Source organism: Sphingopyxis sp. L1A2A (assembly GCF_005502465.1).
GTDB lineage: Bacteria > Pseudomonadota > Alphaproteobacteria > Sphingomonadales > Sphingomonadaceae > Sphingopyxis.
This window is the reverse complement of sequence record NZ_SCOT01000017.1, coordinates 1-20,420: the sequence shown is the minus strand read 5'-3', so window position 1 is coordinate 20,420 and position 20,420 is coordinate 1. Positions and strand designations below refer to the sequence as shown.

Here is a 20,420-nt window from a genome sequence, read left to right as displayed (position 1 = left end):
TTACGGGCTGGAAATCGGAAATGGCCGGGGTTCGGCCAACAGGAGAATGAAATGACGAAGCAATTGTTCGCCGTTATGGCAACCGGACTGGCGCTGATGGCGGCAACGCCTGCGCTCGCGCAGCAGGGAGGTTCGACGGTGACCGCAGCAACGACGCAGGGACCGATTTTGAGTTTCAGCGTCAGCGAGGAAGTGCGCTCGCGCCCCGATCAGGCGAGTGTCGGCGCTGGGGTGACCACGACCGCGCCGACCGCGGTCGAGGCGATGCGGCTGAACGCCGCGGCGATGGACAAGCTGATCGCCGCAGCCAAGGCGCGCGGGATCAAGGCCGAGGACATCCAGACGAGCGGGATCAGCCTGTCGCCGCAATATGATTATAACAACCAGGGCAACGGCCAGCCGCCGCGCTTTCTGGGCTATCAGGTGTCGAACACGGTCCGCGCGACGACGTCGAAGATCGACGACATCGGTCCGCTGCTCGATGCGCTGGTTGCGGCGGGCGGCACCAACATCGACGGGCCGTCGTTCGCGATGAAAGATCCCGACGCGCAGCTGGCCGGCGCGCGCGGCGCCGCGATCAAGGCCGCCGAAGCGAAGGCGGCCGACTATGCGCGGCTCGCCGGTTTCCGCGGCGCCGAGCTGGTGTCGCTGAGCGAAGGCGGCAGTTTTGGCCCCAACCCACCGATGCCGATGGTGCGGATGCAGGCGATGGACGCGGCGGGCAAGGCGACCCCGGTCGAGCCGGGGCGCGTTTCAAATACGCTGACGCTGAATTTTCAGTATCGGTTGGTGCGGTAAATTCCCTCCCCCTTTGATGGGGGAGGCAGCGAGACTTGCGAACTTGTTCGCTAGTCGCAGCGGTGGGGGTGCGTTCTCGGCCTGAAACTGTGGCGCAAGGACGCGCCGTCACCCCCATCCAACTCCGCCTAATCGCTGCGCGATAAGGCTGCGTATCCTTCCCCCATCGAGGGGGAAGGGAAAATCCTGACGATGCTATCCCAACTCCCCCTCCGCCCACGGCCACGGCCGTTCGCGGAACCATTTGGTGATGATATATTTCCGCCCCTTGCGCACCTTCATCCCGTGGTGGAGCGTGTCGGGGTTGGTGGTGCCGTCGGGGCGGACATTGTTCCAGGCGAGCAGCTTGCCCATTTCGGGCTGGTGGAGCTTGCCGGTGGCGAGGAAGCGCGTCGCGCCGCCCGCGCCCGGTTCGTTCAGGTAAATCATCAGCGTCCAGCTGCGCTGCCCCGGGATCGCGCAATAGGTTTCCCAGTCGGCGCCATGCGGGTCGAAATAATCGGTGTGCGCCTTGAACTCCTGCCCGACGTCGTACCGCTGGCCCTGCATCGGCTCGCCATATTGGGGCGGGATGCCGGTGAGGTCGTGGAGCCGGTTGTTGACCGCGATGACCAGCGGGTCGCGGTGGTCGAGGTCGCAGGTCGTGCTGGTGCGAAAGGCGGTGTCGCCGTTCGGATCGGCGATCGTCGATGGCCGCACGTCGCGGTCGATTTGTGCGACCAGCGCGGCACAGGTTTCGGCATCGAGAAAGCCCGATAGCATGAACTGTTCGAGCTTCGGCGTCGGCGCGCGGCGGATGCCGGGAACCGCGGCGAGTCGCGCCGCGGCGCGATCGGCGCCCGACGTCGCCATGTCGACAGGATCATTTGCGGCCATGGCGCGCGTTTTAGCAGGGATGCGCGTGCGAACAATGCTTGACGAACGGGGCGGTGCGCGCCTATTCGCCGCGCGCTGTCGAGGCCGCTTCTTGCGCCCTCGCCCATGTGTGTGGCGACCATAGCTCAGTTGGTTAGAGCGCCGGTTTGTGGTACCGGAGGTCGCGGGTTCGAGCCCCGTTGGTCGCCCCATTTTCCGCCCCATGATCCCGGGACAATCGTTCGGGCAGCGTTTCGGCGTGACTCTGCGCTCGCGTCTGATTATTACGCTATGACGTAATTTTTTAACGCGAGGATTGAGTCCATGTCCGCAGTCTGGGATTTCGCCGATTTCGACGATCATGAGCATGTTCACATGTTCCGCGACCGCGCCAGCGGGCTGACGGCGGTCATCGCGGTCCATTCGACGCACCTTGGCCCCGGCGCCGGCGGCGTGCGCTACTGGCACTATCCGCAGCGCGCGGCGGCGATCACCGATGCGCTGCGCCTGTCGCGCGGCATGAGCTATAAAAATGCGATGGCGGGGCTGCCGATGGGCGGCGGCAAGGGCGTGATCCTGGCCGACGAGGGCGCGGCGAAGACCCCCGAACTGCTCGCGGCGTTCGGGCGTTCGGTCGAATCGCTGGGCGGCGCTTATGTGACCGCCGAGGATGTCGGCATCACCGACGCCGATATGGTCCAGATCGCCAAGCACACCAAGCATGTCAGCGGGCTTCCCGTGGCGAGCGGCGCGGCGGGCGGTGACCCCGGTCCGCTGACCGCGCTCGGCGTCTATCTGGGCATCAAGGCGGCGATCCTGCAGGGACTGGGTACCGACAGCGCCGCAGGCGTGCGCATCGCGGTCCAGGGCGTCGGCAGCGTCGGCGGCGGCGTCGCGCGGCGGCTGGCGGCGGAAGGCGCGAAGCTGACCCTGGCCGACGTCAATCTGGCGCGCGCAAAGGCGCTGGCCGACGAACTCGGCGCCGACCTGGCCGATTCGGCAGCGATCATGGAGATCGAGGCCGATGTGCTCAGCCCCAACGCGCTGGGCGCGATCCTGACCGAGCGCAGCATCGAAAAGCTGCGCGTGCCGATCGTCGCTGGCGGTGCGAACAATCAGCTATCGACCGCCGCCGATGGCCAGCGCATCCACGACCGCGGGATCGTTTATGCCCCCGATTATGTGATCAACGCCGGCGGCATCATCAACGTCGCGCTGGAGTATCTGGGGCACGGGAGCCGCGAAGAAGTCGAGAGCCGCATCCACCTGATCCCCGGGCGGCTCGCCGAAATCTGGGCCGAGAGCAAGGCGAGCGGCACCCCGGCATCGGCGGTGGCCGACCGCATGGCGCAGAAGCTGATCGGGCGGGGGTAATCTCGACGGCCTGGGCCGTCCTGGTGTGACGCTCTGGATTGCTTCGCTTCGCTCGCAATGACGAAGAGTTAAAATGCTTCGTCATTGCGAGGAGCGAAGCGACGAAGCAATCCAGAGCGACCACGCGCCAGCAGCAGGGCTGGCGCGCGTCGTCAATTCCGCTAAGCCACCGCCAATGAAGCGGCATTTGTTTTTGGTCGGCGGCTGGGCGTCGCTCGCGCTGGGCGCGATCGGGGCGTTCCTGCCGCTGTTGCCGACGGTGCCGTTTGTCATCCTCGCCGCCTTCTGCTTTGCACGCTCGTCGCCGCGGCTTGAGGCGTGGCTGCTGAACCATCCGACCTTTGGCCACCACATTCTGGCGTGGCGCGAAAAAGGTGCGATCAGCCGCAAGGGCAAGATTGCAGCGAGCGCCGCCTTTGCGTTCAGTATCGTGCTGGCGTTGCTGTTCGCGCCGTGGCCGTGGATGATGGTGCCGATTATCGCCGCGGCGGTCGGTGGCAGCTGGATCTGGACGCGGCCGGAGGGGTGATTTATCTGTACGTCAACGGGTCACCGGCTTCTGTTGCCGTTCGTGTCGAGCGAAGTCGAGACACCGTGAGGGCTTGCACGATCGATGGGTGTCTCGACTTCGCTCGACACGAACGGGATTGAGGGGCGTGTTGAAGGCAACGCCAGCAACTTGTCGCGGTGGGCTTGACCTTGCTCATTCAGCAGGCAAGACAAGCGCCGCCGGGGTCGCATCGGGCAAATTGCTGGACCCCCACGCCGGGCTCCCCTAAGGACGCGGACCGATGCACGCTTATGCGAATCCGACCCGTTTTCTGGCGATTGCCAGGCCGCTGACGCCATGGCTGCTCGGCGTCGGCCTGCTGCTCGTGCTGGTGGGCGCGTGGGCCGGGGTGACGCAAGTGCCGGGCGACTATAAGCAGGGCGAGACGGCGCGGATCCTCTATATTCATGTCCCCGCCGCCTGGCTCGGCATGGGCGGGTGGACGTCGCTGGCGATCGCCGGACTGATCCAGCTCGTCTGGCGCCACCCATTGTCGGGGATTGCGGCGCGGGCGATTGCGGTGCCGGGGATGCTGTTCACCGCGCTGTGCCTCGCCACCGGATCGATCTGGGGCAAGCCGACGTGGGGCACTTGGTGGGAATGGGATGGGCGGATGACGTCGATGCTGGTCCTGCTGTTCCTTTATGCGGGCTTTATCGCGCTGACCAACGGCGACGGCGAACGGCGCGGCGGCGGGTCATTGTCGCGCGGCGCGGCGATCTATGCGCTGGTCGGCGCGATCAATATTCCGATCATCAACCGCAGCGTCGTGTGGTGGAACAGCCTGCATCAGGGGCCGAGCATCACGCTGCGCGGGTCGAGCATCGACAATGCGCTGCTGTGGCCGTTGGGCTTGACCTTGCTGGGTTTTTCGCTGTTATTCGGCGCTATTGTCCTGATGCGGATGCGGCGGATCATCGCCGACAACCGCGTCGCGGCGCGGCTGCGACGGCTGGCCGACGACGAGGAGAGTTGAGCGTGACGGGGGTGATCAGCGGCAGCGGCCAATGGGCCTATGTGGCGGCGGCTTACGCGCTGACGGCGCTGCTGACCGGCGCGGTGCTGTGGTCGAGCTGGCGCGCGATGGCGAAGGCCGAGCGGCGCAGCGACGCGCTGCGGCGGGACCGCAAATGAAGGCGAAGCATCAGCGGCTGGTGCTGGCGCTGGTCGCGCTGGCCGGCGTCGCGGGCGCGGGTGTGCTCGCGGCGAGCGCGCTGCGCGATGAGGCGGCCTATTTCCGCACGCCGATGGAAATCGCGGGTGGCAAGGCTAGCGTCGGCGAAGCGATGCGGCTGGGCGGCATGGTCGCCGCGGGCAGCATCAAGCGCCAGAGCGACGGCCTGACGATCCGCTTCGTCGCGACCGATGGCAAGGCGTCGGTACCGGTCGAATATACCGGCATCGTCCCCGACCTGTTCGGCGAGGAATCGGGCATGGTCGCCGACGGCCGCATGCGCGCCGACGGGACGTTTGTCGCCGACCGTATCCTGGCCAAGCATGACGAACGCTATATGCCGCCGCAGATGGGCGAGATGCCGAAGAATATGAAGGCACCGAAAGCGTGAGCGGTTTTCCTTTGCCGTCATCCCAGCGAAAGCTGGGATCGCTGGCGGTTTACGCAGCGTGGCCGGGCAAGGCTTCCAGCGGCCCCAGCTTTCGCTGGGGCGACGCTATATGATCGCCGAACTCGGCCTCGCCCTCCTCTGGATCGCGGCGGCGCTCGCCTGCCTGTCGCTCGTCGCGGGCACGCTGTATCTGCGCGGCGGGCACAAGGATCTGGCGGCGCTGGTCCGCCCGGCGAGCGTCGCGCAAGGGGTGCTCACCGCGACCGCGTTCGGCCTGCTGATCGCGCTGTTCATACGCTCAGACATGTCGGTCGAGCTGGTCGCGCGCAACAGCAACAGCCTGAAACCGATGATCTTTAAGATCGCCGGAACCTGGGGCAATCATGAAGGATCGATGCTGTTGTGGCTGACGATCCTGTCGCTGTCGGGGGCGCTGATCGCGCTGTTTGAAAAGCGGTTGCGCGAAGATACGCTGATCGCGACCTTGAGCGCGCAGGCCGCGCTGGGGCTCGGCTTTTTCGCCTTTCTGATCTTTTCGTCGAACCCGTTCAACCGGTTGCCGGTGGCGCCGCCCGACGGGCAGGGGCTCAATCCGCTGCTGCAGGACATCGGGCTCGCCTTCCATCCGCCGACGCTTTACGTCGGCTATGTCGGACTGTCGGTCGCGTTCAGCTTTGCCGTCGGCGCGCTGATCACGCGCGAGATCGGCCCGGCCTTCGCCCGCGCGATGCGGCCGTGGGTGTTGTTCAGCTGGATCTTCCTGACCATCGGGATCACCGCGGGCAGTTACTGGGCCTATTATGAGCTCGGCTGGGGCGGCTGGTGGTTCTGGGATCCGGTCGAGAATGTCTCGCTGATCCCCTGGCTCGCAGGCGCCGCCTTGCTCCATTCGGTCGCGGTGACAGCGACGCGCAATGCGTTGCGCGCGTGGACGGTGATGCTGGCGGTGATCGGCTTTTCGATGTCGATGGTCGGCACCTTCATCGTGCGCTCGGGGCTGCTGACGAGCGTGCATAGCTTTGCGGTCGATCCCGAGCGCGGGACGTTTCTGCTCGTCCTGATGGCGATCTATATCGGCGGCGCGCTGACCCTGTTCGCCTTGCGCGCGGGAAGCGTGGCGGAGGGGAAGAAGTTTGCGCTGCTCAGCCGCGAAGGCGCGCTGGTGATCAACAATTTGCTGCTGACGACGATCCTCGCGCTCGTCCTGCTCGGCACCCTCTATCCGATCGTCGCCGAGGCGATGGGGGAGAAGATTTCGGTCGGGCCGCCCTATTACAACCGCGTCGCCGGGCCGCTGGCGCTGGCGCTGTGTCTGGTGATGGTCGCGGGACCGCTGCTCGGCTGGCGCAGGGACGACGGCAAGAAGATGTGGTCGCGCCTGCCGCTGGCGATCTTTGCCGGGGCGGCGGTGCTGTTCGCGCTGATCCTGTTTGGCGGGAAGGTCGGGATATTGCCGCTGCTCGGCATGACCGTCGCCGGGGTCGTCGCGGTCGCCAGCCTGGCGCCGCTGTGGGGCCGCAACCTCCGCCGCACGCCGCTGCCGACCTGGGGCATGGTGATCGCGCATTTCGGCGTCGCGGTCTGCCTCGCGGGGATGGGCGCCGAAAGCGCCTTCATCAAGGAACGGCTGGTCGCTGCGGCGCCGGGTGACGTGGTGAAGGTCGGCGATTTCGCGGTCAAATTTGTCGGGGTCAAACCCATCGCCGGGCCGAACTATACCGCGATCGAAGGGACTTTGGTCGCGACGACCTCGGCTGGGGCGTCGTTCACGATGCGGCCCGAGGCGCGGACCTTCCCCGGCCTGATGGGAACCGCGCCGACCGAAACCAACGAGGCGGCGCTGCTGACGCGGCCGGGCGGGCAGCTCTATGCGGTGCTGGGGCAACCGGTGACCAGCGACGACGGGACGCGCGACCGCTACCAGATCCGCCTGTGGTGGAAGCCGTTGGTGTGGTGGATCTGGCTTGGGGGCGGACTGATCGCGCTGGGTGCGGCGCTGTCGCTGCTTGGCCGCGCGCAACTGCTGGGTATCTGGCGTGCGCGGCGCCGCCGGAAATCAGAGGAGCGCTTTGCGCCATGACCAACCGCTGGGTTCTCTTTGTGCCGCTGGCGATCATGGGGTTGCTGTTCGGCGCCTTCATCTACCGGCTGGTCACGCCCGCCGAGACGCTGATCCAGTCGCAGTGGATCGACAAGCCGATGCCGCTGTTCGACCTGCCGCCCGCGACCGCCGGGGTCGAAGGGTTGAAGAGCAGCCAGCTGGCCGACGGCCGGCCGCGGCTGGTCAATGTGTTCGCCAGCTGGTGCATCCCGTGCCGCGCCGAGGCGCCGCAGCTGGAAGCCTTGAAAGCCGCGGGGGTGCCGATCGACGGTATCGCGATCCGCGATCGGCCGGAGGATGTCGCGATGTTTCTGCGCGAATATGGCAACCCCTTCGACCGCATCGGATCGGACATGCAGAGTAGCGTCCAGATCGCGCTCGGCTCGTCGGGGGTGCCCGAAACGTTCCTGATCGACGGCAAGGGCATCATTCGCGAGCAGATTCAGGGCGTGATCCTGGCCGACCAGGTGCCCGAAATCGTGGCGAAGCTGGAGGCGATGAAGTGAGGCTGATGCTCGGCCTGCTCTGCGTGCTGGGTGCGTTTTCCGTGCCGCTGGCGGCGCAGGACCGCCTGCCGCCCGCGCCCTACGCCTATGAACAGCTGCGCGATCCGGCGAAGGAAGCGCGCGCGAAGGCGCTGATGGAGGAACTGCGCTGTCTGGTCTGTCAGGGCCAGTCGATCGCCGACAGCGATGCGCCGCTTGCGGGCGACATGCGGCACGAGGTGCGCAGCAAGATCGCCGCGGGGGAAAGTCCCGACGAAATCAAGGCGTGGCTTGTCGCGCGCTATGGCAATTGGGTGAGTTACGATCCTCCGTTTGACGGTGCGACGGCGTTCCTGTGGCTGGGGCCGCTGCTCTTTCTGCTGCTCGGCGGCTGGCTGGCGTTCGGACGCTTCCGCCGCGGCGCGAGTGACGATGCGGAGGACGGCGCATGATCTGGCTGTGGGTCATGCTCGCGGCATTGCTGACCATTGCTGCGATATTTGTGCTGGGCAGGCTGCCCGCCGCGGCGCGGCCGCTGGCGGGCGCCGCGGTCATGCTGGGGCTGGCTGGCTATGCGCTGCAGGGCAGCCCGGCGCTGCCGGGCAAGCCTGTCGCCGCGCCCGAGGAGCCCGCGGGGTTTGGCGAGGCACTCACCGACCAGCGGCAGGGTATGGCCGATCGTTTTGGCCCTGCGGCGCAGTGGCTGGGCATGTCCGACGGCTTCGCGCGCACCGGCAAGACCGAATTGGCGGCGCAAACGCTGGAAAAGGGACTCGAGACATATCCCGACAATGTCGACCTATGGGTCGGGCTGGGCAATGCGCTGGCGGCGCATGGCGGCGGGATGATGTCCCCGGCGGCGGCGCTGGCGTTCGATGAGGCGGCGCGCCGCGACCCGACCCACCCCGCACCGCCGTTTTTTGCCGGGCTGGCGCTGGCGCAGGGCGGCGATCTGAAGGGTGCGGAGGCGGTATGGAGCCAGTTGCTCGCGCGCAGTCCCGCCGATGCGCCCTGGCGCCCCGACCTCGAAATGCGGCTGGCGCAGCTTCGGCAGGCGCTCGGGCCGCAGTCGCCGCCCGTGATGGGACAAACCCCCTGATATGGATGCTATTCCAACCCCGCTCGCTCGTCTAAAGGCTCGCGATGACTGCTGAGTCGCAAACCGGGGCGGGCGGCGCCGAAAGGGCCGCGCCGACTGCCGCCAACGCCGGCCATTACGGCCATGACCACGCCAGCGATGGCAAGCTGAAGCTGGCGGTCGGCGCGGTCGGCGTCGTGTTCGGCGACATCGGCACGAGTCCGCTCTACGCTTTCCGCGAAACCTTTGCCGGGCATCACCCGATCGAACCCGACCGGCTGCACATCTATGGCGTGCTGAGCCTGGTGTTCTGGTCGATGATGCTGGTCGTCACCTTCAAATATGTGATGACGATCATGAAGGCCGACAACAAGGGCGAGGGCGGCAGCCTGGCGCTGCTCGCGCTGATCAGCCGGTCGTCGGGCGAGAAGCGCTGGACCTGGCCGATCATCCTGCTCGGGGTGTTCGCAACCGCGCTTTTTTATGGCGACAGCATGATTACCCCGGCGATGTCGGTGCTCTCGGCGACCGAGGGGCTGCGGTATATCGATCCGGGCTTTGCCCCCTATATCGTGCCGATCGCGCTCGCCATCCTGATCGGACTGTTCGCGATTCAATCCTATGGCACGGCCAAGGTCGGGGCCTTGTTCGGGCCGATCATGCTGCTGTATTTCGTCACCCTGGCCGGGCTCGGGATCATGCACATCGCTGATAATCCGTGGATTATTGCCGAGACGATCAATCCGGTGAATGCGCTGCGGTTCTTCTACGTCGACGGGTTTACGGCGTTTATTGCGCTGGGCGCCGTGGTGCTTGCGGTCACCGGCGCCGAGGCGCTTTACGCCGACATGGGCCATTTCGGGCGCGGACCGATCGGGATGAGTTGGCTCGCCTTTGTGCTGCCGGCCCTGATGCTCAACTATATGGGGCAAGGGGCAATGGTGCTTGCTGCCGAAGCCGGGCCGCGCGCCGATCTGATTTCCGACCCGTTTTTTCAGATGATGCCTGAGTTTCTTGAGGTGCCGGTCGTCATCCTTGCGCTGCTCGCCACGATCATTGCCAGCCAGGCGGTGATCTCGGGCGCCTTCTCGCTGACCCAGCAGGCGATCCAGCTGGGCTTCATCCCGCGTCTTCGCGTCGAGCACACCAGCGCGTCGGCGGCGGGGCAGATTTATATCCCGGTGGTCAACTGGTTCCTGATGATCATGGTGATCATCCTGGTGCTGTTCTTTGGATCGTCGAGCAATCTGGCCGCCGCCTATGGCATCGCGGTGACCGGCGCGATGTTCATCGACACCTGCCTGCTGTCGGTCGTGCTCTTCACGCTGTGGAAATGGCCTGCTTGGAAGGCGCTGCCCGTGCTGGCAGTGTTTTTCATCGTCGACATCGCCTATTTCGGCGCCAATCTGATCAAGGTGCCCGATGGCGGCTGGGTGCCGCTGGCGATCGGCCTTGTCATCTTCACCTTGCTGACGACCTGGTCGCGCGGGCGCAAGCTGATGCAGCAGGAAATGGCCGAAGGCGCGATGCCGATCCCGGTGTTCGTCAAATCGGCGGCGAACAGCGCGACCCGCGTGCCGGGCACCGCGGTGTTCATGACGTCGAGCTCAGACGGCGTGCCGCACGCGCTGCTCCACAATTTGAAGCACAACAAGGTGCTGCACCAGCGGATCATCCTGCTGACGATCAAGGTCGCCGACGTGCCGTTCGTGCGCGAGGAAAATCACTGCGCGCTCGAGGATCTGGGGCAGGGGTTCCACCGCCTGATCCTGAATTATGGTTTCATGCAGCCGGTCGATGTCCCCGACGCGCTGAAGCGCGTGACGAGTTGCGGCGGCGAGTTCAAGATGCTGGAGACGAGTTTTTTCCTGTCGCGCCAGACGCTGATTGCGGCGAGCAAGCCCGGGATGCCGATCTGGCGCGAAAAGCTGTTCGCGTGGATGCTGCGCAATTCGGAAAGCGCGATGGAATATTTCCGCCTGCCGACCAACCGCGTGGTGGAATTGGGCAGCCAGGTCGCGATCTGATCTGCTCGCGAATATTAACTTACCGACATGTTGGATTAAGCGTTTGAACATTGCCGCCAGTCTTGCAATGCAAGCGCGAACCGATGGAGGTCGGCGAGCGATATGGATGTGGGCAACAGTGACGCTCTGATCCTGCCGGTGCCGCCGGAACCCTTCGCGCTGATTGTCGGGGACGCAATGCAGCGCGGGTCCGCCGATGCGCTGGAAACGGCACTGCGCCATATGGGATTGCGTCCGGAACGGGTCGATGATGGCCCGTCCGGGGCAGGGGCTCTGATCGCCCCGCCGCGTTTTCGCCTGCGGTTCGGTGCGGCGTCGGTTTTGGCCGGCCGCGCTGCCGACGCCGCGTTGGATGCCGCCGATCCCGACCACCCGTCGACCAGCCTGCTGGCCGCAAGCCTGCCGCGCGACTGGCGTCAGGGTGGACATTGCTGGATGTTCGTCCCCGAAAGCGACGACGATCCCGCGATGTCAACCGAACCGCCGACGCGGATGCGCGAGTTCTTCAAGATGATGGTGCTGCTGATCGACCTGTTCGATGCCAGTCATATTTTTTGGTCACCGGCGCGGCTGTGGTCGGACGCCCAGCAATTCCGGGGTTCGATTGCCGAGATGCTGACCAGTGGGATGCCACCGGTGCTGCATCTGATCGCTTTCCGGCGCCGCGAGGACGCAGCGGGCGCCAGCATGGGGACGCGGGGGCTGGCGTTATTTGCCGGGCAGGAGCTGGAGGCGCGGATACCCGGTGGTTGGACGGTGGCCGAAATGGTGCGGCGGCTGTCACGCTTGGCGCTCGACATGATGTTGAATGGCCCGGTTCGCGGCACGCGAACGATGCGTGGGTTGGAAGCGGGCGAATGGATCGACCTGTTGCCGCAAACGGCGGCGGGTGGTCAGCGATCGACCGTGGTGGTCGAGTTCGGCACCGATCACTGATGCCGCGCCGCGGGTGGCAGGGCGCGCCGCCGCCACAACCCGGGTTCCAGCGTCACCACCTCATTCCGATCGCCCTGCTGCACCGGGGACAGATGATAGCAATGTTCGACCAGTTACAGGGCGAAGGTTTTGCATTGGAGCATTTCCGCCGCAACGGGGTGATGCTGCCCGCGAGCGAGCCGGCCGCACTGCTGTCGGGCCATGCGCTGCATCGCGGACCGCATCGGGGCTATAGCGATGTCGTCACGGCGCGGGTCGAGCGGATCAGGGCACATTTTGCGCTGCACGCGCCGACCGACGTGCGCACCGCGCGGCGGACCGCGGTGATGCGGCTGCGCCTGTTGCAGGATGTGACGCGCCGCGCGCTGACCGACCGGCACGGCGCCGGGTTCTGGCTCAACCGCCGCGATCCGATGCGGCTGTTCGTCGACCGCCCCTATCTGGACGACGCGATCGAGCGGCTGTTCGGGGGCGTTACAGCCTGACCTTTGCCTCCAGCTCGCGGCGCGCGGCAAGATATTGTGCCTCGAGTTCGGCGACGAATTCGGCGACGGGGCGGACCGCGCTGACCGGACCGATGCCCTGACCCGATCCCCAGATATCCTTCCACGCCTTGACCTTGGTATTGCCGCCCGAGCCGAAGTTCATCGTCTTGAGATCGCCCTCCGGCAGATTGTCGGGGTCCATGCCCGCAGCAACGATCGATTGGCGGAGGTAATTGCCGTGCACCCCGGTGAACAGGTTCGAATAGACGATGTCGCCAGCGCGGCCATCGACGATGCCATTTTTATATCCCTCGTCGGCGTTGGCCTCTGCAGTGGCGATGAAGGCGCTGCCGATATAGGCAAGGTCGGCGCCGCATGCCTGCGCCGCCAAGACCGAGCGACCATGGCCGATCGCTCCCGACAGAGCGATCGGGCCGTCAAACCATTCGCGGATTTCCTGGACCAGCGCGAACGGCGACTGACGGCCAGCGTGGCCGCCCGCACCCGCGGCAACGGGGATCAGGCCGTCGGCGCCCTTTTCGATCGCCTTGCGCGCAAAGCGGTCGTCGATGATGTCGTGCAGCGTGATGCCGCCCCAGCCATGCACCGCCTGGTTGAGTTCCTCGCGCGCGCCGAGCGAGGTGATGGTGATCGGCACTTTCCATTTCGCGCAGGTCGCGATGTCCTGTTCGAGCCGGTCGTTCGATTTATGGACGATCTGGTTGACGGCGTAAGGAGCCGACAGCCGGTCGGGATTGGCGCGGTCCCACGCCGCCAGCTCTTCGGTGATCTGGTGCAGCCATTCGTCGAGCAACGTTTGCGGGCGCGCGTTGAGCGCCGGGAAGCTGCCGACGACACCCGCCTTGCACTGGGCGATGACGAGCTCCGGTCCCGACACGATGAACAAAGGCGAGCCGATGACGGGCAGGCGCAGACGGTCGAAAATCGGGGGCAGGGCCATGAATCACTCTCCGGTAGCGGTTTGCAACTGACCTTAACGTAAACGGAAGGTGGTGCAAGAGGGGTTGGCGAGGTCGCAACAGGTAAAGGCGGCCGACGCCGCCCTTGCCCGCGATGCCCCTGGCGGTCAGGCTGCGGTGGATCGACGCCGTGCCGCCTTGAATGCGGCGTAGCCGAACGCGGCCGACGCGATGAGCAGCACGCCCTGGGCGATGGCAAAGGGCGGTTCGGTTCCGGTCGGGGCCAGCGCGTTGAGCGCGGGGACTTTCAGGAACGACTGCACCACCAGCACGAACAGGTTGAGGTAGAGTGCGAGGGTGGCGGTGATCGCATAGGCGGTTGCCGCGCGCCCGGCGAGCTTGCCCCGATAATAGGCGGCAAAGGCGACGATCAGGATTAGCGTCGAGAGAATGCCGACGCCAAGCGCCGGGGTGAAAGCGACGATCGGGAACAGAAACCCCGTCAGGCTGGTGAGCAAGGTCGTCCACAGGAAGATGCCGGTCGTGCGGGGCAGGACAAGGCCCCGGGCGAAGGCGGGAAGGGCGATCAGGCCGGCCGCGATGCCGACCAGGCTGATCGCCACATGGAGCGCGGTGAATTGCGGGATGGTCAAACCGAGGATCATGGCACGTCTCCTTTACAGATAGCGCGGCGCGGCGCGCGAGCGCGAGAGGTTGGGGCGAAGCGCCGCGCGGGCGGCGATATAGGCGTCGTAGTCGGCCATGTCGGGGAGCGCCGGGATGGTAACCACCTCACCCGCATCGAAACCTGCGAGCGCCGCGTCGACCATGTCGTTCACGTCCATCACCATGTCGGCGGGGATATTCGCCAGCTGCGCCTCATCCCAGATCGGGGTGCGGGTGATGCCGGGCAGGACCGCCTGGACACGCACGCCTTGGGCGCCGAGCTCGACCTGCAATGCTTCGGTGAAAGCGAGGACATAGGCTTTGCTGGCGGGATAAACGGCGGTGAAACCGTCAGGCATCAGCGCGGTGACCGAGGTGATGTTGACGATTGCGCCTGCGCCCTTTGCCGCCAGCCGCGGTGCGATGGCGGCCGAAAGCCGCGTCACCGCGACGATGTTGAGATCGATCATTCCGGTGAGATAGGCGGGGTCGGCCTGGGCAAAGCTGGTTTCGCCCGCGATCCCGGCGTTGTTGATCAGGCCGGTGATCGTGTCGTCGTCGCGGAGGCGCGCTTCGACGCGGGCGAGGTCGTCGGGCTGGGCAAGATCGGCGGCGATAACATCGACCGCGACGCCGGTGTCGCGGCGCAGCTGGTCGGCGAGGGCGGCGAGTTTGTCGGCGCGGCGCGCGACGAGGATCAGATTATGCCCGCGGCGGGCCAGCCGGTCGGCATAGACGGCGCCGATGCCGTCCGATGCGCCGGTGATGAGGAAGCTCTGCTTGGTCATGATGCGTCTCCTTGATGAAGGAGGAGGCGCGGCCTCGTTGGACCGCGCCCTCCCTGTATCAGCTGTTGATGAAATCCAGAAGGTCGGCGTTGAAGCGGTCCTGGTGGGTGACGGTCAGGCCATGGTCGGCGCCTTCGTAGATTTTGAGCACTGCCTGTTTGACGATCTTGACGGTCGAAAGCGCTGCAGCGCCGATCGGCACGATCTGATCGTCATCGCCGTGGAGGACGAGGGTCGGGACGTCGAATTTCGTCAGATCGTCGTTGAAGTCGCTTTCCGAAAAGGCTCGGATGCTGTCGAGCAGGCCTTTGAGGCCGCCGTTCATGCCCTGCCGCACAAAATCGTCGCGCACCGCTTCGCTGACCACCGCGCCGTCGCGGTTATAGCCGTAGAAGGGCATGGTCAGATCCTTGAAGAACTGCGGCCGGTTGTCAAAGGTGCCCTTGCGGATGCCGTCGAAGACGTCGATCGGCAGGCCCCCCGGATTGGCTTCGGTCTTGAGCATCAGCGGCGGCACGGCGCCGATCAGCGCGACCTTCGCGACCCGCGCCGTGCCGTGGCGGCCGATGTAGCGGGTGACTTCGCCGCCACCGGTCGAGTGGCCGACGAGGATGACGTCCTTCAGGTCCAGCTGTTCGATCAACTCGCCGAGGTCGTCGGCGTACTGATCCATGTTGTTGTTTTCCCAGACCTGGTCCGAACGGCCATGGCTGCGGCGGTCGTGGGCGATGGTGCGGAAACCCTGATTGGCGAAATAGACCAGCTGGGCGTCCCAGGCGTCGGCGCTGAGCGGCCAGCCGTGGGAGAAGATGATCGGCTGGCCATCCTTCGGACCCCAGTCCTTGTAGAAGATGTGGGTGCCGTCGGTGGTGGTGATCGTGGTCATGGCATGGTTCCTTTCGGTCTGGAGGGGCGGGGTGTCCGTCCCGATGACACCCATTTAGGCCGCGCCGGGCTTGCATGGGATTGGCGGACACGACATTATGCGGTTCAAATCCGACAAACCAAACGACGGGGAGCCGATATGCCCAAGCTGAAGGTGGCGGACGCCGCGACGATGCCGCTGATCGAGGTCGGCATGATGACCTACCCCGATTGCCAGATCGGCATGGTCCACGGCATCACCGACCTGTTCGACATCGCCGGGCGCTTTGCCGTCGACCATGGCCGCCCGCCGATCCGCGCCAGCCATTGGCGGTTGCTGGACGGCGGCGGCTTTGCCCGCTGTTACGACAGCCACCCCGACCAGCCCGCCGCCAATTCGCCGGCGGTGCTGATCGCGCCGGGCAGTTTGCACAAGCTGCTCGAACCCGGCGAGGTCGAGCCCTATGCCCGCTGGCTGCTCGACCGCCATGCCCAGGGCACGGTGCTGGCGTCGAATTGCGGCGGCGCCTTTGCCTTGGCCGCCACCGGGCTGCTAGCGGGGCGGCCGGCGACGACGCACTGGTTTTTTGCCGAGCAGTTCAGGGCCCGCTTTCCCGATGTGCGGCTGGAGGTCGACCGGATGGTGATCGACGATGGCGACATCGTCACCGCCGGCGGGTTGATGGCCTGGACCGACCTGGGCCTGCGGATCGTCGAGCGGTTGCTGGGGCCGACGGTGATGATGGAAACCGCGCGTTTCCTGTTGATCGACCCGGGCGGGCGGGAGCAGCGGAATTACGCCAGTTTTGCCCCCCGACTGACCCATGGCGACGAGGCGATATTGCGCGTCCAGCACTGGTTGCAGGCGCGCGGTACCGGGCCGGTTGCGGTTCCCGCCATGGCCAGCGAGGCGGGAATGGAGGAGCGCACCTTCCAGCGCCGGTTCAAGGCCGCCACCGGCATGACCCCAGTCGAATATGTCCAGCATCTGCGCGTCGGCAAGGCGCGCGAGTTGCTGGAATTCACCCGCCGCACCGTCGACCAGATCGCATGGGGCGTCGGATATGAGGATGCCGCGGCGTTCCGCAAATTGTTCCATCGCATCATCGGCCTGTCACCCAATGAATATCGCCAGCGTTTCGCAACCCCGCAGTCGCTGGCCGAAGTGGCGTAAAGCCGCCCCCTAATATCCCCCGTCCGACCCCGGCGCGCGGTAAAAGCGGTGGCGGGTGACGGCGCCGTCGATCAGGCTTTTTTTGAGCTTTTTGCGCATCTTGTCGGCGCCGACCGGCGAGACGCAGACGAGGCGCGTACCGCCCGCGGGCAGCGGTTCGATCGCGCTGATCGCGACCCCCGCCGACAGGCACAGCGCGGTGACCTCGGCCTCGGCCAGCGACACGTTCATCGCGCGGCTCATGGCGGGTCGGCGCCGGGCGCCATGGCGCGGATCGCGGTCGCGACCTGTTCATAACCTTCGGCACTGGCGGTCGCGACCGCCAGCGGGCGGCCGCCGAGCGCGGGATTGTCAGTGTTGAGGAAGGCGACCGCGGGGTCGCGGCCCCCCATGGTCAGAAAGGCGAGCTGGCTGATGTCGCCCTGCCGCTTGGCGTCATCGCGCGCGAGCGGGGTGCGGTTGCGGCGGAAATGAGTGTTGGTGCGCGCGCGGGCCGGGGCCGCGGTCGCGGCGGCGTCGGGCTGTTCGGCTTGGCTGGGGTCGGACGTCATCGGGCGCGGCTCCTGTAAAGATATGGGGGCGGGCAAGCGGAAGCATGATGTCTCCCAGCCGCGGCGATGCATCCAAAGCGGTGCCGCGATCCTAACAATATGGGGATGCGGCGCATGAATTGTAAGACAGCGGCGCGCGGCGCGGCCTGCGCCGGTTGGCATGGCACGCGAACCGTTCGTCGATGGGCGGCGGACACTCGTCGAATGGCGACCCGCCGCCCGGCCTGTCTATGGCAATGAAAAGATGTTGAATTTCATATTCTCCCGGATTGTCACTTCGGCCCCCTTTGCAACGGCCGGTGCGGTTCGGGGGTTTGCGTGGTGAGGAGACGCATCGCCAACCAAATTCTTTCGCCCCCGGCGGCGGTCTTGGCCGAACTGACCCGCGGCACTGCCCCTTCGCGCCCCCCAACGAAGGTTTCCCCCATGAAAATTCCCCTGCCACCGCCGCATGGCCGCGCCGACGGCGATTGCGATTGCCTGCCGCGCCCGGCCGATTCCGAGCCGAATCCCGAGCCCGATTCCGATCCTGGCCCGCCGATGACCACCTTTGTCCTGCGTTACCAGGATGCGTGGTTCGGCGTGGAAAAGCGCGTCGCGTTCGAGGCGACCGACGTCGCCGCGGCGCTGGCGATGATGGCGCGCGAACCGGTCGGCGCGTGGGCCGAATTGCTGCACGACGGCGCCGTGGTGTGCCGCCGCGGGCATGAACCCGGTGGGGCGCCCGATTATTGGGTGGTGGATTGAGCCGATGATCGTCCGCCCTGTCGCGCAGCGATGGGGAGGATTTAGCCGCTGGCGGATTGCTGCGTCTTTGCGCCCGCGGACTTGCCCTCGCGATCATTGGCGGGGGCGGGCAGGCCGAAAAAGACGCGGCGCGCGGCTTCGGCCGCCCGGCGCACCGGCGCCAGGTCGGCCTCGCACACCGCCGCGAATGCCTCGGCTTCGGCGGCATCGATGGTGCGTTCATAATTAAAGTCGCCGAATTTCCCCTGCTCGATGCCGATGAAACCGTCGGGCGGCGGGAAATCGGTGCGCCGCTCGCCCGTTTCATGGTCGGTCCACACGCTCATCCGGGCGGCAAAGGCTTCGGGAGTCGGCCCGCCCACCCACATCGCATCGGGATCAGGGACGGGATCGGGGGCGGCGGCGGAATCAGCGGAAAACTGCGCAACTTCACGCGCGAATGCACTGTCTTTCCACAGCGTGGCGAGCGGGTTGGCGCGGTTGTCGCGGCCGGCGAGCCAGAGCGCGAGCGCGGCGGCATGGCCTTCGGCTGCGGCGTTTTCGGGGGCGTTTTCGGCCCCGGTGCCGTCGGCCGCCGCCTGGGCGACATCGAACAGCGACAGGAAACCCGGCCAGTCGCCCGCGATAACCTGCGCCAGCATCTCTTCCCCTGCGAGCGCCCGCGTTTCGACCATCTTGTCGAGCCGCGCGAGCATCGCAAGGCCAAGGCGCGAATCGAGGCGGCGGCGCTTGGCAAAGCTGCGCCCCTCTTCGCGCAGCAACTCGGCGGTTTCGTCATAGCCCCAGATCGCGCGGTCGAGCAGCTCGTCGACCAGCCGCCCGCGCGCGATCAGCACCGCCGCAGCGCAGCCCAGCTTGAACGCGGCGCCCGCGGGCCGTTGCTTGAGCTGATAGACGGCGGACGGCGACATGCCGACCTTGGCCGCCGAAATTTTCACCGACCCGGTGGTGGCGAGGCTTTCGAGAAAGTCGCGCTGGAGTTTGGGGGTCCAGTGGTAGCTGGCGGGGGCGGGGAGGAAGGCGGGATAGTCGTCGGTGTCGTCCATCGATTCGTCCTTTTCGGTTGGGGGAACCGAGAGAGTGAACCATATGGGTTAAATGTAGGAAAGAGCTAATCGAAATAGCGGTCTCTTAATTCTTTGCATGTGCCGTCAATTCCCGGGAACATGGTCGCAGAAGTTATCCCCATCGTTCTAAGGTCACGCATCGCAACATCTCTTTCACTCCATGGGAGATCAAAAGGCGTCAGATATGTTTGATTATTTTGCCTCTCTTGAAAACGGATCAATGCCTCGATGTTGGGAACGGTGCTCACCATTGCAAGTGCCTGCTGCGGTAATGCCCTTTTGTTTTCAAGGGGTACGAGATCTTGAAGCGTTACGTGAGGACGTGCGAGTGCCAGATGGGTGACTGCGTTTGGGTCTTGGGGCCAAGCGCTTCGGTGAAACGCAAAAACTCGGGCGACGGAATCTTTTCGGTCAGGGGATTTGGGCAACGAGTGGAGGGCAAAAAAAGCAGCTACGTAGGGTGAATAAGTCCAATCCAGCAGGGGGGTCGGAAAGCCGTGATGTTGAGCGAGGCTATACAATCCGCCAGTAACTAAGGCTGAGTCAATATGCAAAAATGTTGTAGTATGCGGAAGCAGAGCTGACCTTAGTCTTGGCACGTCTTCTTTTATATATCGATCAAGATTGACCCTACCCGTCCTATGGAAGGAAGTTTGCAGCGCCCATGGCTCCGGCTGACCTCTCCATACATATTCCTCAGGAGAAAATTCTGACACCTTTGCTTTAAATTTCTCCCAAGTGATATGTTCTGACGGGTTGTAGGTAGATTTGTCGCCACAATGAGAACCGTAAAGCAAACCCTTGGCTTGCGATATTTCTTGAGAGTTAAAAGTTGTCTTGTAAGAAACTAATAAACCATCTGCGCCATTAGACAGCTTAATTTCCGCATCGCTTGCATGAACAAGATCCGGATGATTGACCATGTATTCAGCTGGCGAAATTATACTTCGATCTCGTTCGTCCACCACAAAAATTGGGGCGGTGATCGATACCTGATCAGATTTGCTCCCCGTATCAATGAATGCGGCGGTTGACGGTAAGGTTTGATCAGAAGGAATAAACAGTGCGGTGCCGATAAATCGGTCTGCCAGCTCGTCCAGATCAACCACTACGTGGCCCGGTGTTGATCCATCGAGAAATCCAATCCAATGTCCTTGCATGAGTTCGATCTTGGACTTCTGAATAGCGCTCGTCCAGCCCATCTGAAGCCAATGTCGTGGGAGACAATACCGCTAAGTCTTACAGGTGTTTGCCCCTCCGCCCCTCGCTGCGCGAGCGGTCCCCCTCCCCATCGCTTCGCGACAGGGAGGATTTTTGGTGGTCGTTTCGTATTGGGTTCCTCCCTGTCGCGAAGCGATGGGGAGGGGGACCGCTCGCGCAGCGAGGGGC

Annotated in this window: 24 protein-coding genes and 1 tRNA gene; 16 read left to right on the top strand and 9 right to left on the bottom strand. The window is 65.1% G+C overall.

Annotated elements, in window-relative coordinates; all coding sequences use genetic code 11:
* Positions 1 to 51 precede the first annotated feature (51 nt).
* Positions 52 to 798 (top strand): SIMPL domain-containing protein, encoded by a 747-nt coding sequence (locus FFS68_RS11245; protein WP_137753289.1) that lies wholly within the window; start codon positions 52 to 54, stop codon positions 796 to 798.
* A 195-nt stretch (positions 799 to 993) separates the two neighbouring features.
* Here the strand turns inward: FFS68_RS11245 and FFS68_RS11240 are convergent, their stop codons facing one another.
* On the bottom strand, positions 994 to 1,674 hold the full coding sequence (locus FFS68_RS11240) for a 2OG-Fe(II) oxygenase (protein ID WP_249340128.1): 681 nt from the start codon (positions 1,672 to 1,674) through the stop codon (positions 994 to 996).
* A gap of 114 nt (positions 1,675 to 1,788) precedes the next feature.
* Between FFS68_RS11240 and FFS68_RS11235 the strand changes: the two genes are divergently transcribed.
* The 13 genes from FFS68_RS11235 (at position 1,789) to FFS68_RS11175 (ending at position 12,254) form a co-directional block, all read left to right on the top strand.
* A tRNA-His gene (locus tag FFS68_RS11235) sits at positions 1,789 to 1,865 on the top strand.
* Between the two features lie 112 nt (positions 1,866 to 1,977).
* Positions 1,978 to 3,027 carry a Glu/Leu/Phe/Val dehydrogenase dimerization domain-containing protein gene (locus FFS68_RS11230; protein ID WP_137753288.1) on the top strand — a complete coding sequence of 350 codons (1,050 nt, stop codon included), beginning with the start codon at positions 1,978 to 1,980 and terminating at the stop codon, positions 3,025 to 3,027.
* A gap of 175 nt (positions 3,028 to 3,202) precedes the next feature.
* Positions 3,203 to 3,556: a YbaN family protein gene (locus FFS68_RS11225; protein WP_137753287.1), complete on the top strand. Its 354-nt coding sequence runs from the start codon at positions 3,203 to 3,205 to the stop codon at positions 3,554 to 3,556.
* 262 nt (positions 3,557 to 3,818) lie between these two features.
* Positions 3,819 to 4,553: a heme ABC transporter permease CcmC gene (ccmC, locus tag FFS68_RS11215; RefSeq protein WP_137753286.1), complete on the top strand. Its 735-nt coding sequence runs from the start codon at positions 3,819 to 3,821 to the stop codon at positions 4,551 to 4,553.
* Between the two features lie 2 nt (positions 4,554 to 4,555).
* A complete protein-coding gene (locus tag FFS68_RS17900; protein ID WP_171003838.1) occupies positions 4,556 to 4,711 on the top strand; it encodes a hypothetical protein in 156 nt (51 codons plus the stop codon).
* Positions 4,708 to 5,142 (top strand): cytochrome c maturation protein CcmE, encoded by a 435-nt coding sequence (ccmE, locus tag FFS68_RS11210; protein ID WP_137753285.1) that lies wholly within the window; start codon positions 4,708 to 4,710, stop codon positions 5,140 to 5,142. The genes FFS68_RS17900 and ccmE overlap by 4 nt, the downstream gene beginning before the upstream one ends.
* A gap of 109 nt (positions 5,143 to 5,251) precedes the next feature.
* Complete coding sequence (locus FFS68_RS11205; RefSeq protein ID WP_137753284.1) at positions 5,252 to 7,222, top strand: heme lyase CcmF/NrfE family subunit; 1,971 nt, start codon at positions 5,252 to 5,254, stop codon at positions 7,220 to 7,222.
* Positions 7,219 to 7,749, top strand: a complete 531-nt coding sequence (locus tag FFS68_RS11200; protein ID WP_137753283.1) for a DsbE family thiol:disulfide interchange protein — start codon at positions 7,219 to 7,221, stop codon at positions 7,747 to 7,749. The genes FFS68_RS11205 and FFS68_RS11200 overlap by 4 nt, the downstream gene beginning before the upstream one ends.
* A 5-nt stretch (positions 7,750 to 7,754) precedes the next feature.
* Positions 7,755 to 8,180: a cytochrome c-type biogenesis protein gene (locus tag FFS68_RS11195; RefSeq protein ID WP_137753323.1), complete on the top strand. Its 426-nt coding sequence runs from the start codon at positions 7,755 to 7,757 to the stop codon at positions 8,178 to 8,180.
* Positions 8,177 to 8,827 (top strand): cytochrome c biogenesis factor, encoded by a 651-nt coding sequence (locus tag FFS68_RS11190; protein ID WP_137753282.1) that lies wholly within the window; start codon positions 8,177 to 8,179, stop codon positions 8,825 to 8,827. Before FFS68_RS11195 ends, FFS68_RS11190 begins: the two co-directional genes overlap by 4 nt.
* A gap of 44 nt (positions 8,828 to 8,871) precedes the next feature.
* Positions 8,872 to 10,833 (top strand): potassium transporter Kup, encoded by a 1,962-nt coding sequence (locus FFS68_RS11185; RefSeq protein WP_137753281.1) that lies wholly within the window; start codon positions 8,872 to 8,874, stop codon positions 10,831 to 10,833.
* 108 nt (positions 10,834 to 10,941) lie between these two features.
* On the top strand, positions 10,942 to 11,769 hold the full coding sequence (locus FFS68_RS11180) for a hypothetical protein (protein ID WP_137753280.1): 828 nt from the start codon (positions 10,942 to 10,944) through the stop codon (positions 11,767 to 11,769).
* Complete coding sequence (locus FFS68_RS11175) at positions 11,769 to 12,254, top strand: AHH domain-containing protein (protein WP_171003837.1); 486 nt, start codon at positions 11,769 to 11,771, stop codon at positions 12,252 to 12,254. The genes FFS68_RS11180 and FFS68_RS11175 overlap by 1 nt, the downstream gene beginning before the upstream one ends.
* Here FFS68_RS11175 and FFS68_RS11170 read toward each other — a convergent pair.
* From FFS68_RS11170 to FFS68_RS11155, 4 genes are all read right to left on the bottom strand, one after another.
* The gene (locus FFS68_RS11170; RefSeq protein WP_137753278.1) at positions 12,244 to 13,215 is read right to left on the bottom strand and encodes a nitronate monooxygenase family protein; all 972 of its coding nucleotides are present in this window, start codon (positions 13,213 to 13,215) and stop codon (positions 12,244 to 12,246) included. The two genes, FFS68_RS11175 and FFS68_RS11170, sit on opposite strands and share 11 nt — an antisense overlap.
* Positions 13,216 to 13,341: 126 nt before the next feature.
* The gene (locus FFS68_RS11165) at positions 13,342 to 13,839 is read right to left on the bottom strand and encodes a hypothetical protein (RefSeq protein ID WP_137753277.1); all 498 of its coding nucleotides are present in this window, start codon (positions 13,837 to 13,839) and stop codon (positions 13,342 to 13,344) included.
* 12 nt (positions 13,840 to 13,851) lie between these two features.
* Positions 13,852 to 14,628 carry an SDR family oxidoreductase gene (locus FFS68_RS11160; protein WP_137753276.1) on the bottom strand — a complete coding sequence of 259 codons (777 nt, stop codon included), beginning with the start codon at positions 14,626 to 14,628 and terminating at the stop codon, positions 13,852 to 13,854.
* Positions 14,629 to 14,686: 58 nt separating this feature from the next.
* Complete coding sequence (locus tag FFS68_RS11155) at positions 14,687 to 15,514, bottom strand: alpha/beta hydrolase (RefSeq protein WP_137753275.1); 828 nt, start codon at positions 15,512 to 15,514, stop codon at positions 14,687 to 14,689.
* Positions 15,515 to 15,652: 138 nt separating this feature from the next.
* Here FFS68_RS11155 and FFS68_RS11150 point away from each other — a divergent pair, with 138 nt between their 5' ends.
* The gene (locus FFS68_RS11150; RefSeq protein ID WP_212742349.1) at positions 15,653 to 16,666 is read left to right on the top strand and encodes a GlxA family transcriptional regulator; all 1,014 of its coding nucleotides are present in this window, start codon (positions 15,653 to 15,655) and stop codon (positions 16,664 to 16,666) included.
* A 9-nt stretch (positions 16,667 to 16,675) separates the two neighbouring features.
* Here the strand turns inward: FFS68_RS11150 and FFS68_RS11145 are convergent, their stop codons facing one another.
* Positions 16,676 to 16,909: a hypothetical protein gene (locus FFS68_RS11145; protein WP_137753274.1), complete on the bottom strand. Its 234-nt coding sequence runs from the start codon at positions 16,907 to 16,909 to the stop codon at positions 16,676 to 16,678.
* Positions 16,906 to 17,217: an antitoxin Xre/MbcA/ParS toxin-binding domain-containing protein gene (locus FFS68_RS11140; RefSeq protein ID WP_137753273.1), complete on the bottom strand. Its 312-nt coding sequence runs from the start codon at positions 17,215 to 17,217 to the stop codon at positions 16,906 to 16,908. The genes FFS68_RS11145 and FFS68_RS11140 overlap by 4 nt, the downstream gene beginning before the upstream one ends.
* A gap of 426 nt (positions 17,218 to 17,643) precedes the next feature.
* On the opposite strand from FFS68_RS11140, the gene FFS68_RS11135 reads away from it, so the two are divergent.
* Positions 17,644 to 17,964, top strand: coding sequence for a hypothetical protein (locus tag FFS68_RS11135; RefSeq protein ID WP_137753272.1), 321 nt, complete (start codon positions 17,644 to 17,646; stop codon positions 17,962 to 17,964).
* Positions 17,965 to 18,005: 41 nt separating this feature from the next.
* Here the strand turns inward: FFS68_RS11135 and FFS68_RS11130 are convergent, their stop codons facing one another.
* Both FFS68_RS11130 and FFS68_RS11125 read right to left on the bottom strand, forming a co-directional pair.
* Positions 18,006 to 19,010: a hypothetical protein gene (locus tag FFS68_RS11130; RefSeq protein WP_137753271.1), complete on the bottom strand. Its 1,005-nt coding sequence runs from the start codon at positions 19,008 to 19,010 to the stop codon at positions 18,006 to 18,008.
* Positions 19,011 to 19,075: 65 nt separating this feature from the next.
* On the bottom strand, positions 19,076 to 20,233 hold the full coding sequence (locus FFS68_RS11125) for an FRG domain-containing protein (RefSeq protein WP_137753270.1): 1,158 nt from the start codon (positions 20,231 to 20,233) through the stop codon (positions 19,076 to 19,078).
* Between the last annotated feature and the right edge of the window lie 187 nt (positions 20,234 to 20,420).